Origin of the sequence: Micromonospora sp. NPDC047467, from assembly GCF_040643095.1 — a bacterium.
GTDB lineage: Bacteria > Actinomycetota > Actinomycetes > Mycobacteriales > Micromonosporaceae > Micromonospora.
Map to the genome: position 1 here is coordinate 404,433 of NZ_JBEYTO010000002.1, position 13,177 is coordinate 417,609.

Below are 13,177 nucleotides of genomic sequence, written 5' to 3' on the forward strand. Positions count from 1 at the left end.
ACGAAATAGACATCGATGGAAGCGCTCCCAGGCTATTGTGCCCAGGGCCACGGGGATTCATGCAAGACGACTCAGGTGGGCAGATTCGCCAGCACCACGTCGAGCACCCGGATCGCGTCCGGCTTGGAGAGCGGGTTGTTGCCGTTACCGCACTTCGGCGACTGCACGCAGGACGGGCACCCGGTCTCGCAGCCACACTCCGCGATCGCGTCCCGGGTCGCCCGCAGCCACGCCGAGGCCGTCCCGTACGCCCGCTCGGCGAAACCCGCCCCACCCGGGTGACCGTCGTAGACGAAGACCGTCGGCGCCTCGGTGTCCGGGTGCAGGGCGGTGGAGAGCCCACCGATGTCCCACCGGTCGCAGGTGGCCATCAACGGAAGCAGGCCGATCGCGGCGTGTTCGGCGGCGTGCAGCGCACCCGGCACATCCGAGGTCTGCACCCCGGCGGCCGTCAGCGACTGCGGAGACAGCGTGAACCAGACCGCCACCGTGCGCAGCTCCCGGGTGGGCAGGTCCAGGGGCCGGGTGTCGATCACCTCGCCGGTGGCGATCCGGCGCCGCTGGTACGACACCACCTGACTGGTCACGTCCACCTCGCCGAGGAACATCCCGACCGGCCCTGCGTCCACGTAGGAGCGCACGGACACCACGGACAGGTCGGTGACGTCGCGGGCGTGGGTGGACCAGTCGGGCTCCTCGGCGTGCACAAGCGCGCAGCCGTCGGCCAGGTCGAGTTCGTCGACCACGTACGAGACGCCCTGGTGCAGGTAGACCGCGCCGGGGTGGAGCAGGAAGTGCGAGGAGCCGCCGTCGACCGTGCCGAGCAGGCGGCCGGTCGACGACTCCACCACGCAGACCGGGGCGCCGCCCTCGCCGCGCAGGTCCACGTCGGGGCGTTCCCGGTGCCGCCAGTACCAGCCGGTGGGCCGCTGCCGCAGCGCCCCGGCCGCCACCAGCTCGTCGACCGCCTCCTTCGCCCCGTCGCCGAAGAGCGCCAGGTCGGCCGGGGTGAGCGGCGCCTCGGCCGCCGCGCAGGCCAGCTGTGGGGTCAGCACGTACGGGTTGGCAGGGTCGAGCACCGTGGCCTCCACCGGCGCACCGAAGATCGCCTCCGGGTGGTGCACGAGGTAGGTGTCGAGCGGGTCGTCCCGGGCTACCAGCACCGCGAGGGCCTCCTGCCCGGAGCGCCCGGCGCGGCCCGCCTGCTGCCACAGCGACGCCCGGGTGCCCGGGTAGCCGCAAATCAGCACCGCGTCCAGCCCGACCAGGTCCACGCCCAGTTCCAGGGCGTTGGTGGAGGCCAGGCCGAGCAGGTCGCCGTGCAGCAGTGCGCGCTCCAGCTCGCGTCGCTCCTCGCGCAGGTAGCCGCCCCGGTAGGCGGCCACCCGGTCGCCGAGCCCTGGGACCGCGTCGTCCAGTGCCCGGCGCGCGTTGGCCGCCACCACCTCGGCGCCCTTGCGGGACCGGACGAACGCGAGCGTGCGTACCCCCTCGGAGACCGTGTCGGCGAGCAGGTCCGCGGTCTCCCGCAGCGCCGACCGGCGGACCTGGTGGAGGTCATCATGGTCGCCCGTCGCCTGCGGGGGCACCGGGGAAGAGGAGCCCGAGTCGGGTGGGAGCAGCGGCGGCTCCCAGAGCGCGAAGGTCACCCCGCCGCGCGGTGACGCGTCCTCGGTGACCGCCGTCACCGGCAGGCCGGTCAGCCGGCCGGCGGCCGTCGCCGGGTCGCCGGAGGTCGCCGAGGCGAGGACGAACACCGGTGTGGCCCCGAAACGCGCACACTGCCGGCGCAACCTGCGCAGCACGTGCGCCACGTGCGAGCCGAACACCCCCCGGTAGGTGTGGCACTCGTCAATCACCACGTACGCCAGTCGGCGCAGGAAGCCGGACCACTGGGCGTGCCCGGGCAGGATGCCGTGGTGCAGCATGTCGGGGTTGGTGAGCACGAAGCGGGAGTGCCGGCGGATCCACTCCCGCTCGGCGCGCGGAGTGTCCCCGTCGTAGCAGGCGGGGCGTACCCCATCCAGCTCCAGCTCGGCGACGGCCCGCAGCTGGTCGGCGGCGAGCGCCTTGGTCGGCGCCAGGTAGAGCACTGTGGCCCGGGGGTCGGCGAGCAGGGTGGCCAGCGCCGGAAGCTGGTACGCCAGCGACTTGCCGGACGCGGTGCCGGTGGCGACCACCACGTGCCCGCCCTCGTACGCCAGGGTGGCCGCCTCGGCCTGGTGTCGCCAGGGGGCGACCACGCCGCGGCGGGCGAACGCCGCGCGCAGCTCCGTCGGCGCCCACGGCGGCCACGGTGCGGGCACCCCGGCGCGGGCCGGCACCCGCTCGACGTGGGTGACCGGGTCGCCGGCACCCCGGGCGCGCAGCCGGCGCAGTAGGTCGACCGGCGCTGATGCAGGGCCGTGACCTGCGGGCGCGCTGGCTGCGGGCGACGGCTTCAGGTCGCTGACCGGCGACGGACGCGCCGAGCTGAAGTCGTCGGAAGTCACGTCCTGCACTCTCGCACTGGTGTTCGGAGATGAAAAGTCAGGCCCGGGGGTAAGGGGAAGCCTCCGCCGGTGACCGCAGGGTGCCCCGGCGGTAGTGGTTAGATGCCCAGGAGAGTTTACGGCTCTGGCGAGGAGGACCGATGGAGCTGTCGTTGGCGACGCGCACCGTGGGCGAGCACACGGTGCTTGAGGTCGGCGGTGAGGTGGACGTCTACACCGCGCCCCGGCTCCGCGAACGACTCCTCGAGCTGATCGACGGTGGTGTCCGGCACGTGGTGGTGGACCTCGGTCGGGTGGACTTCCTCGACTCCACCGGGCTCGGCGTGCTGGTGGGCGCGCACAAGCGGCTGCGGACGGCCGGCGGCTCGTTCGCCCTGGTCTGCGACAAGGAGCCGCTGCTCAAGATCTTCCGGATCACGGCACTGGACCAGGTGTTCCCGCTGCACCCTACGGTCGATGCAGCGGTCGGCGCGGGCCCGACCGGCGCCAGCGCGTGATGGCGACGGTCCGCCTCTCCTTCTCTCCGGCGCCGGTGCACGTGCGTACCGCCCGCCTGGTCGGCGTCGCCGTCGCCCGGCGTGCCGGCGTCCGTGAGGACCTGCTGGACGAGGTCCGCCTGGCCATCGGCGAGGCGTGCACCCGGGCGGTTGCCCTGCACCGGCAGTACGGCCTGGCCGATCCGGTGCTGGTGGAGATGTCCGACGGCGGCACGTACGCGGTGCGCGTGGTGGATCGGGCACCGATCGAGGCCGGCATCGGGTTGACGGCGCTGCCGCCGGACGAGTTGGCCAACGAGTCGCTGACCGATGAGGCGTTGACCACGGGCGTCGGCTTCGCGCTGCTCGCCGGCTTCGTCGAGGACCTGCAGGTGCGCCCGGTCGACGAGGGCATCGGCACCGAGGTACGGATGGTGTGGCCGGTCAGCCGCTGACAGATCCCGATTGGTAGGCCGCATCCCCACCGGGGGTGCGGCCTTTTGTCATGGACCAGGCCCTATATCAGATTTCGTTTCATAACACAGCGACGAAGATCATCGAGACACGGTGCCACCTGCGTGTGACCTCCGACACGGCGGAGGGCTACAGTACCCGGGTTGTCAGCAAGTGACCCATCCCGCAGCCAGCGGTTATGGGTGGTCATCGCTGGTCCGCTGGGATGGGATGGCGCGCTTGCGAGTCCGCATCCAGGCGCTGGTCGGTGCGTCTCCACCCACCGGCGCGAGTGTTCGGTAACAGGAGGACACAGATGTCCGAGACCTTGGCCGCCGATGGCGGCGGGCTTTCCCTTACCGGAAGCAATGTCACGTACGTCGTCATCGCCGCGGTCATCGCGCTGGTGGCGCTCGTCTTCGCCGCCGCCCTGACAAAGGCGGTGCTGGCAGCCGGCAAGGGCACCACCAACATGCAGGAGATCTCGGAGGCGGTCCAGGAGGGCGCCTCGGCCTACCTGCTCCGTCAGTTCCGTACCCTGGCGATCTTCGTCGTCATCGCCGTGGTTCTGCTCTTCCTGCTGCCGGTGCACGACACCAATGGCAGTGAGTTCGCGGTGAAGTTTGGCCGCTCGCTCTTCTTCGTGGTGGGCGCCCTGTTCAGCGCGTCCATCGGTGGCGCCGGCATGTGGCTGGCAACCCGCGCGAACCTGCGCGTGGCCGCCGCCGCCCGGGAGCGACAGGGTGGCCGCGAGGCGGCCATGAAGATCGCCTTCCGGACCGGTGGCGTGGTCGGCTTCCTCACCGTCGGCCTCGGCCTCTTCGGCGCCGCGCTTGTCGTCCTGGTCTACCGGGGTGACGCGCCGACCGTGCTGGAGGGCTTCGGCTTCGGCGCCGCGCTGCTGGCGATGTTCATGCGGGTCGGCGGTGGCATCTTCACCAAGGCCGCCGACGTCGGCGCCGACCTCGTCGGCAAGGTCGAGCAGGGCATCCCCGAGGACGACCCGCGTAACGCCGCCACCATCGCCGACAACGTGGGCGACAACGTCGGTGACTGCGCCGGCATGGCCGCCGACCTCTTCGAGTCGTACGCGGTGACGCTTGTCGCCGCGCTGATCCTCGGCCGCGCCGCGTTCGGCGAGGAGGGCCTGGTCTTCCCGCTGATCATCTCCACCATCGGCGTGCTGGTCGCGATCTTCGGGGTCTTCATCACCCGGCTGCGCGCGTCCGACCGCAACGCCCTGACCGCGATCAACCGGGCCTTCTACATCTCGGCCGTGCTCTCCGCCGTGCTCGTGGCGATCGCCGCCTACGCGTACCTGCCGGCGACCTTCGGCGAGTTCAGCAGCGGGCTGACCGACGCGACCGGCAACCCGCGGCTCGTGGCCATCGGCGCGGTCGTGATCGGCATCGTGCTGGCCGGCGCGATCCAGGCGCTGACCGGCTACTTCACCGAAACCAACCGCCGTCCGGTGCAGGACATCGGCAAGAGCTCGCAGACCGGTGCGGCCACCGTCATCCTGGCCGGCATCAGCGTCGGCCTGGAGTCGGCGGTCTACTCGGCGCTGCTCATCGGCGCTGGTGTCTTCGGCGCGTTCCTGCTCGGCGGCAGCTCCATCACGCTGTCGCTGTTCGCGGTGGCGCTGGCCGGCACCGGCCTGCTCACCACCGTCGGCGTGATCGTGGCGATGGACACCTTCGGGCCGATCTCCGACAACGCCCAGGGCATCGCCGAGATGTCCGGTGACATCGACGAGCACGGCGCACGGACGCTCACCGAGCTGGACGCGGTCGGCAACACCACCAAGGCGATCACCAAGGGCATCGCGATCGCCACCGCGGTGCTCGCGGCGACCGCGCTGTTCGGCTCGTACACCGACTCGCTGCGCACCGCGTACGCGGACGCCGGTGTGGGCGACGTCGGCAACGAGATCCTCAACTCGCTGAACGTGGCGAACCCGCGCAACCTGGTCGGCCTGATCATCGGTGCGGCCGTCGTCTTCCTCTTCTCCGGGCTGGCCATCAACGCGGTGTCCCGCTCGGCCGGCGCCGTGGTGATGGAGGTCCGCCGGCAGTTCCGTGAGCTGCCCGGCATCATGGACCGCACCCAGCGCCCGGAGTACGGCAAGGTCGTCGACATCTGCACCCGGGACGCGCAGCGCGAGCTGGTGACCCCCGGCCTGCTCGCCATCCTCGCGCCGATCGCGGTCGGCTTCGGCCTCGGGCCGGGCGCGCTGGCGGCGTACCTGGCCGGAGCGATCGGGGCCGGCACCCTGATGGCGGTCTTCCTGGCCAACTCCGGTGGCGCCTGGGACAACGCCAAGAAGATGGTCGAGGACGGCGCGTACGGCGGCAAGGGATCCGAGGCGCACGCCGCCACGGTCATCGGCGACACCGTCGGTGACCCGTTCAAGGACACCGCCGGCCCGGCGATCAACCCGCTGATCAAGGTGATGAACCTGGTCTCGCTGCTGATCGCCCCCGCCGTGGTGGCGTGGAGCGTCGGTGACGATCGCAATGTCGGGCTGCGGGTGACCATCGCGCTGGTCGCGACGGCGATCATCGTGGCGTCCGTCGTGTTCAGCAAGCGCAAGGGCATCGCGATGGACGACTCCGACACCGGTGGCAACACCGGCGCGGGCAGCACCGACCACCGCCCGGAGACGGTCAACGCCTGACCTGAACCGACACCCGGTCCCCGGTCGGCGCGACAGGCCGATCGGGGACCGTCAGTGTCCGGTCCGATCCATCTGACCAGTGCCACACCTGCCCAAACGTCGTACGCTGCAACGCATGCGTACGTGCCGGGCGTCTGCCGCCGGAAAGTTCACGGTGGTCCTGGCCACGTTCGTCGTCGTTCTCGCCGGCTGCGGCGGTGGACCCAGCCCACGGGCCTGGGCGGCCTCGGTCTGCGGCGCGCTCACCCCGTGGCGCTCCGAGATCAGCAAGTTGACCAGCAGCACCGACGAGCAGATGACCGCGCAGACCACCCCGGCGCAGGCCAAGGAGAACCTGGTGCGGCTCTTCGGCGGAGCGGAGCAGGCCAGCGAGACCGCGCGGCGCAAGGTGGAGCAGGCCGGCATCCCGGAGACCGAGAACGGCGAGGCCGTCTCCGTCGGCTTCCGTACCTCCCTGGGGAAGATGCGCGACGCCTACGGCCGCGCGCGGGACACCATCGACGGGCTGGGCACCGGCGAGCCCACTGTCTTCTACGACGGCGTGCGGGCCGCCGTGGCGACGCTCAACAAGGAGTACGACGCCAGCGCGCTGGACACCAGTCAGCTCAACTCCGAGGAGCTGAAACAGGCCTTCGACGAGGTGCCGGAGTGTCGCTGAGCGGGCTCGACGGCACCGGGGCGGCGCAGCCACCGCCGGCCCTGTTTCCCGCACCCGAGCCCGACCCGCCGACGTCCGCCATGGGACGACGGCGCGGCGGCCCGAACCGTCCCGGGCCAGCCCTCCCCGGGCCGTCCAACGCGGATGACGCGGGGCGGCAACTGGTCTTCTTCGGCGCGGAGGCCGCCGAACCGACGGTCGCCGACCTGGCCGGGTTGCTCGCGGGGCCGGGTGAGGTCGTCCGGATGGGCGGCACCGCGCGCCTCTCGGTGCGGGTGGACGCCGCCTGGCGGGTGCACGTGCTCGTCGCCGAACTGGCGCTGCGGGGCCTCGCCGCGAGCTGGGAGCCGACCGAGGACGAGCGACACACCGTCCGTACGTCGTACACCCGGGTGTTGAAGCCGCTCGCGGTCGCCTGGCTGCACGGCACGGTCAAACGCGCGCCGGCGGTGTTCCACCTCACCGGCCGGCGGCTGCGGCTCTGGGTCGCCGCGGCCGGGACGCCGGAGCCGCCCGGCGGCTACCTGCTGCGGCTCGGCGACGGCGACCAGGACTCCTGGGACGCGATCGGTGCCGCGCTCGCCGCCGCCGGCCTGTCCGGCCCGCTGCTCGGCCCGGACGAGGGCGGCCCGGCGTACCGGATCACCGGCCGCCGCCGCCTGACCCGGCTAGCCGAACTGATAGGCCGCCCACCACCCTCAACACCCCCCAACACCTGGCCCCCAAACCCCTAACCCCACCCCCACCGAGTCGATCATGGAGTTGTGGTGGGGGACGTAGTGCTCTTCCGGTGTGAAAACGCCCACCACTAGTCCATGATCGACGTGGTTGGGCCGCAATTTAGAGGTGTCCGGTGCCGGACAGGCGGCGGGTCTCCGCCGAGGAGAACGGGTGGTTCGGGCCTCGGTCGAGGGTCCGCCATCGTCACAGTGACCCGCTTTGAGCCCTACCCACGGTGTACGGTGGCGCCGTCCGGCAGTGCTGAGCGCCGCGCCGCAGCGGTTTGCCGCCCGCGAAACCTGAAACGCGGACGGCGCGTTACGTTGGACATCCGGACCGCCGGTGCCACGGCGGGGTCGAGAGCTGTCGCTTTTCGAGCGCCGGCAGGCCACGAGCAGGAGTGAGGTCGACAGAGACGTGCCGAGCAACGCTGGAACCACCCGTCTGGTCATCGTCGAGTCACCGGCGAAGGCCAAGACGATCTCGGGCTACCTCGGCCCGGGGTACGTCGTGGAGGCCAGCTTCGGTCACGTCCGCGACCTGCCGCGCAACGCCGCCGACGTGCCGGCCAAGTACAAGGGTGAGCCGTGGGCTCGCCTCGGGGTGGACGTCGACAACGGCTTCCAGGCCCTCTACGTCGTCTCCGCCGACCGCCGCCAGCAGATCAGCAAGCTGGTGAAGCTGTCGAAGGAAGTCGACGAGATCTTCCTGGCGACGGATGAGGACCGCGAGGGCGAGGCGATCGCCTGGCACCTGGTTGAGACGCTCAAGCCCAAGGTGCCGGTCAAGCGGATGGTCTTCCACGAGATCACCAAGCCGGCGATCCAGGCGGCGGTGGCGAACCCCCGGGAGATCGACCGCGATCTGGTCGACGCCCAGGAGGCGCGGCGGATCCTCGACCGGCTCTACGGCTACGAGGTCTCCCCGGTGCTGTGGAAGAAGGTCATGCCGAAGCTCTCGGCCGGCCGGGTGCAGTCCGTGGCGACCCGCATCGTGGTCGAGCGGGAGCGGCAGCGGATGGCATTCCGCACCGCCGAATACTGGGACATCCTGGCGACTCTCGCCGTGGCGAACGCTGGCGAGGGGCCGCGCGCGTTCAACGCCACCCTGATCGCGCTGAACGGCGACCGGATCGCCACCGGCAAGGACTTCGAGGCGACAACCGGCAAGGTGAAGCCCGGCGCGGGCGTCGTGCACCTGGACGAGGGCGGCGCCCGCGGGCTCGCGGCCCGGTTGGAGGGGCGGCCGTTCACCGTCACTCGCGTCGAGGAGAAGCCCTACCGCCGCCGCCCGTACGCGCCGTTCATCACCTCCACGCTCCAGCAGGAGGCGGCCCGCAAGCTGCGCCTGTCCTCGCAGCAGACGATGCGTACCGCGCAGCGGCTCTACGAGAACGGCTACATCACCTATATGCGTACCGACTCGGTGAACCTGTCGGAGACCGCCATCTCGGCGGCCCGCCGGCAGATCGTCGAGCTGTACGGCGAGCGCAGCGTGCCGCCGGAGCCGCGCCGCTACACCGGCAAGGTGAAGAACGCCCAGGAGGCGCACGAGGCGATCCGCCCGGCGGGGGACAACTTCCGCACCCCGGGCGAGGTGGCCAAGGAGCTCTCCGCCGAGGAGTTCAAGCTCTACGAGCTGATCTGGCGCCGCACCATCGCCTCGCAGATGACCGACGCGGTCGGCTCCAGCGTCTCGGTGCGTATCCGCGCGGTCTCCACCTCCCAGGAGGAGGCCGACTTCGGCGCGACCGGCAAGACCATCACCGACCCGGGCTTCCTGCGCGCGTACGTCGAGTCCAGCGACGACGAGAACGCCGAGGCCGAGGACGCCGAGCGTCGGCTGCCGACCCTGGTCAAGGACCAGCCGCTGACCGCCGACGAGCTGGCGGCGCAGGGTCACCACACCCAGCCGCCGTCGCGCTACACGGAAGCGTCGCTGGTCAAGGCACTGGAGGAGCTGGGCATCGGCCGCCCGTCCACCTACGCGTCGATCATGCAGACGATCCAGGACCGGGGGTACGTCACCAAGCGCGGCCAGGCGATGATCCCGACGTTCCTGGCGTTCGCGGTGATCGGGCTGATGGAGCAGCACTACCCCCGCCTGATCGACTACGACTTCACGGCCAGCATGGAAAATGAGCTGGACGAGATCGCCGGCGGTGACCACGCCGCGGTCGACTTCCTCACCGCGTTCTACTTCGGCAGCTCCAACGGTGCCGGTGACCAGGACATCGCCCGTTCCGGCGGCCTCAAGAAGCTGGTCACCGAGAACCTCAGCGACATCGACGCCCGCAGCGTCAACTCCATCCCGCTCTTCACCGACGACGATGGCCGCGAGGTCGTCGTGCGGGTCGGCCGGTACGGGCCGTATCTCCAGCGGGAGCTGCCCGACGGCGCGCAGCCGGCGCCGGCCGCCTCGGGTGACGGCGAGGAGGGCGGCGCCCAGGGTGACCGGGCGCCGATCCCCGAGGGCCTGGCCCCGGACGAGCTGACCCCGGAGAAGGTGCACGAGCTGTTCCTCGGCGGCAGCGGCGAGCGCAAGCTCGGCGACGACCCGGCCACCGGCGAGCCGATCGTGCTCAAGGCCGGCCGCTTCGGCCCGTACGTGTCCAGTGGTGAGCGGAAGTCGTCGCTGCTGCGCTCGCAGACGCCCGACTCGCTCACCCTGGAGCAGGCGCTGAAGCTGCTCAGCCTGCCCCGGTTGGTGGGCGTCGCGCCGGACGGCGTCGAGGTGTTCGCCAACAATGGCCGCTACGGCCCGTACGTGAAGCAGGGCGAGGAGTTCCGCTCGCTGGAGTCCGAAGAGCAGATGTTCACGGTCAGCCTGGACGAGGCGCTGGCCCTGCTGGCGGCTCCGAAGACCCGTGGACGGCGGGCCGCCGCGCCGCCGCTGCGGGAGATGGGCGTCGACCCGCTGACCGAGAAGCCGCTGGTGATCAAGGACGGCCGGTTCGGCCCGTACGTCACCGACGGGGAGTTCAACGCGTCGCTGCGCCGCGGGCAGACCCCGGAGGCGTTGAGCATCGAGGAAGCCTCGGAGATGCTCGCCGAGAAGCGGGCCAAGGGTCCGGCGCCGAAGAAGGCGGCAGCGAAGAAGGCTCCGGCTAAGAAGGCTCCGGCGAAGAAGGCCACGGCCACCAAGAAGACGGCCGCCGCCAGCAAGTCCACCGCCGCGAAGAAGACCACAACGGCGAAGGCCACCACAGCGGCCAAGAAGGCACCGGCCAAGAAGGCCGCTCCCCGCAAGGCCGCAACGACCACCGAGTAAGCCGTGGGCAGTTTTGATCCACTCCGTTTCGCCGATATGGGGGCATCCGTTCCCAGGGACACCGCCACATCGGCGAAACGGAGTCGATCAAGCCCTCGCAGGCGCGCCCAACCCTCGCCGGGCGGTCAAGCCCTCCCGGGCGCGCTCTAGCCGTCAGGCGCCGAGGATGTGGGTCAGGTGGGGGTTGGCGAAGACGCGGTTGGGGTCCAGCCGGTCGCGTTGGGCCTGGAAGTCGGCGAAGCGCGGATAGGCCGTGCTCAGCGAGTCGGCGTCGCGGTAGTGCAGCTTGCCCCAGTGTGGGCGGCCGCCCAGTTCGGCGGCGACCTTCTCGAAGGCCTGGAAGTAGGGCTCGTACGGCATACCGACGTACTGGTGCACGGCGATGTACGCGGAGTCCCGGCCGTAGCCGTGCGACAGCCAGATGTCGTCGGCGGCGGTGAACCGCACCTCCACCGGGAAGAGCACCTTGAACGGCAGCCCGTCGACGATGCGCCGGAGCGCGGTCAGCGCCTCGGGGAGCGCCTCGCGGGGCAGGCCGTACTCCATCTCCACGAAGCGGACCCGGCGCGGTGTGCAGAACACGCGGTCGGAGCGGCCGGTGTACCGCCGTTCGGTGAGCGCGCGAGCGGAGACGGCGCTGATGCTCGGTGCCAGGGCCGGCACGGCCCGGCCGACGCGGCAGGCGCCGGCGAAGACGGTGTTGGACAGGAAATCGTCGTCCAGCCAGCCGCGCCACCGGGGCAGGGGTTGGTCGTTGGCGGGTACCCGGTCGTTGGCCTTGACCTGGACGCGTGTGGTGTAGGGGAACCAGTAGAACTCGACGTGGTCGTGCCTGCCGACGAGTGCCGGCAGTTCGCCGAGCACGTCGGCGAGTTCGGCCGGGCGTTCGTGGGCGCACAGGATGAAGGCGTCCACGCAGCGCAGCGTCACGTCGACCAGGACGCCGAGCGCGCCGAGTGACACCCGGGCGGCGGCGAAGACGTCGGGGTGTTCGTCGGCGGAGCAGTGCAGCACCTCGCCGGTGCCGGTGACCAGGGTGAGCGCCTCGACGAAGGTGGAGAGGCAGCCGTAGGCGGCGCCGGTGCCGTGGGTGCCCGTGGAGATCGCCCCGGCCACCGTCTGCGCGTCGATGTCGCCGAGGTTGGGCAGTGCGAGGCGGTGCCGGGCGAGCAGCCCGTTGAGCGTTCGCAGGGTCATTCCCGCCGGCACGGTGACCAGTCGCCGCTCGACGTCGACGCTGACAATGGTGTCCAGCTCGGACAGCTCCATCCGCCGATCGTCGGCCAGGGCGATGGCGGTGAACGAGTGGCCGCTGCCGGCGACGCGGATCCGGCCTCCGGCGGCGGCGGTGGCCCGGACGGCTTCGGCGACGTCGCTCGGCGAGCCGGGGCGCAGGATCGCGGTGGCGCTGCCACGCTGGTTGCCGGCCCAGTTGGACCAGCGGGCGGTGAGCGGTGCGGTGCCGGCCATGCGCGCTCCTCATCATGAATATGAAGTGACTTCATATCAGGAACGTTGTACCTGGTAAATACCGCAATTGCGGTCCGATCGTTGTACCGATAGTCACGGCATCGTGACGTGAAGATATGTTCATCCGTCGAAGGGGGGTGGCGCCGAGTGTCCACACCAGCCGCCACGACCGGGCCGCTGCGCCGCGTACCGGTGCAGGGTCGAAGTGTCGCGCGAGTCCAGCGCATGTTGGATGCCTGCGCCGAGCTCGTCGACGAGGTGGGGTACGAGGGGCTGACCACGACCCTGCTCGCCGAGCGCGCCGAAGTGGCGATCGGGTCGGTCTACCAGTTCTTTCCGGACAAGCGGGCGATCGTGCAGGCGTTGACCCTGCGCACGATGGAGTCCTACCTGCAGCGGCTCGACGAGCGCTTCGCCTCCGACGAGATGACCCACTGGTGGGACGGCGTCGACGCGGGGATCGACGAGTACATCACGATGCACCGCACCGTCCCCGGGTTCCGTACTCTGCACTTCGGCGACGTGGTCGACCTGCACCTGCTCGATGAGCAGCGCGACAACAACGGCGTGATCGCCGACCAGTTGGCTCGGGTGCTCACCGAGCGCTTCGGTCTGACCGACGTGCCGAAGCTGCGTTTCGTCCTGGAGATCGCGGTGGAGGCGGCCGACGCGCTGATCAAGCTCGCGTTCCGGCGGAAGTCCGACGGCGACGAGCGGGTGCTGCTCGAGGCGAAGGCGCTGATCCGGGAGTACCTGCACCGCCAGGTCGACGGCTCCGAGAGTGACCGTTCCCTCCCCGAGCAGACCGAGGCGGCCCAACCCGCCTGAGCCGACCCGTGGCCCCGCGCCCCGGGCCTGCCCGGTCCGGTGCCTGAGCGGCACTGCGGGCCAGCCCGGGGCCGGCTTCGCGTCGGGCCGCGGGTGCCGGCCCGACCGCCACCCGTTCGCGGCCCGGCCCTGG

General features: G+C 71.1%; 9 protein-coding genes. 7 read left to right on the plus strand and 2 right to left on the minus strand.

The annotated features are described in order from the left end of the window. Window positions 1-71: 71 nt before the first annotated feature. Window positions 72-2,444, minus strand: a complete 2,373-nt coding sequence (locus ABZ780_RS06110) for a DEAD/DEAH box helicase (RefSeq protein WP_357485315.1) — start codon at window positions 2,442-2,444, stop codon at window positions 72-74. Between the two features lie 188 nt (window positions 2,445-2,632). Here ABZ780_RS06110 and ABZ780_RS06115 point away from each other — a divergent pair, with 188 nt between their 5' ends. The 6 genes from ABZ780_RS06115 to topA all read left to right on the plus strand — a co-directional run bounded on the left by ABZ780_RS06115 (window position 2,633) and on the right by topA (window position 10,746). Then, the gene (locus ABZ780_RS06115; RefSeq protein ID WP_357484653.1) at window positions 2,633-2,989 is read left to right on the plus strand and encodes an STAS domain-containing protein; all 357 of its coding nucleotides are present in this window, start codon (window positions 2,633-2,635) and stop codon (window positions 2,987-2,989) included. After that, window positions 2,986-3,423 (plus strand): ATP-binding protein, encoded by a 438-nt coding sequence (locus ABZ780_RS06120; protein ID WP_357004079.1) that lies wholly within the window; start codon window positions 2,986-2,988, stop codon window positions 3,421-3,423. Before ABZ780_RS06115 ends, ABZ780_RS06120 begins: the two co-directional genes overlap by 4 nt. A gap of 314 nt (window positions 3,424-3,737) precedes the next feature. Further along, window positions 3,738-6,098, plus strand: coding sequence for a sodium-translocating pyrophosphatase (locus tag ABZ780_RS06125; protein WP_357484655.1), 2,361 nt, complete (start codon window positions 3,738-3,740; stop codon window positions 6,096-6,098). Between the two features lie 115 nt (window positions 6,099-6,213). Beyond that, the gene (locus ABZ780_RS06130) at window positions 6,214-6,756 is read left to right on the plus strand and encodes a hypothetical protein (protein WP_357484657.1); all 543 of its coding nucleotides are present in this window, start codon (window positions 6,214-6,216) and stop codon (window positions 6,754-6,756) included. Beyond that, entirely contained in the window at window positions 6,747-7,490 is a 744-nt protein-coding gene (locus ABZ780_RS06135; RefSeq protein WP_357484660.1) for a hypothetical protein, read from the plus strand. Before ABZ780_RS06130 ends, ABZ780_RS06135 begins: the two co-directional genes overlap by 10 nt. A gap of 403 nt (window positions 7,491-7,893) precedes the next feature. Beyond that, a complete protein-coding gene (gene topA, locus ABZ780_RS06140; RefSeq protein WP_357004089.1) occupies window positions 7,894-10,746 on the plus strand; it encodes a type I DNA topoisomerase in 2,853 nt (950 codons plus the stop codon). A 153-nt stretch (window positions 10,747-10,899) separates the two neighbouring features. Here the strand turns inward: topA and ABZ780_RS06145 are convergent, their stop codons facing one another. After that, window positions 10,900-12,216: a D-arabinono-1,4-lactone oxidase gene (locus ABZ780_RS06145; RefSeq protein ID WP_357484663.1), complete on the minus strand. Its 1,317-nt coding sequence runs from the start codon at window positions 12,214-12,216 to the stop codon at window positions 10,900-10,902. A 225-nt stretch (window positions 12,217-12,441) separates the two neighbouring features. Between ABZ780_RS06145 and ABZ780_RS06150 the strand changes: the two genes are divergently transcribed. Next, window positions 12,442-13,044: a TetR family transcriptional regulator gene (locus ABZ780_RS06150; RefSeq protein WP_357004845.1), complete on the plus strand. Its 603-nt coding sequence runs from the start codon at window positions 12,442-12,444 to the stop codon at window positions 13,042-13,044. Window positions 13,045-13,177: the final 133 nt, after the last annotated feature.

What these genes read in the sequence shown, in the direction of transcription:
- ABZ780_RS06130 (WP_357484657.1), top strand. Translation starts at nt 6,214, where the DNA reads ATGCGTACGTGCCGGGCGTCTGCCGCCGGAAAGTTCACGGTGGTCCTG.
- ABZ780_RS06145 (WP_357484663.1), bottom strand. Translation starts at nt 12,216, where the DNA reads ATGGCCGGCACCGCACCGCTCACCGCCCGCTGGTCCAACTGGGCCGGC.
- ABZ780_RS06125 (WP_357484655.1), top strand. Translation starts at nt 3,738, where the DNA reads ATGTCCGAGACCTTGGCCGCCGATGGCGGCGGGCTTTCCCTTACCGGA.
- ABZ780_RS06115 (WP_357484653.1), top strand. Translation starts at nt 2,633, where the DNA reads ATGGAGCTGTCGTTGGCGACGCGCACCGTGGGCGAGCACACGGTGCTT.
- ABZ780_RS06150 (WP_357004845.1), top strand. Translation starts at nt 12,442, where the DNA reads ATGTTGGATGCCTGCGCCGAGCTCGTCGACGAGGTGGGGTACGAGGGG.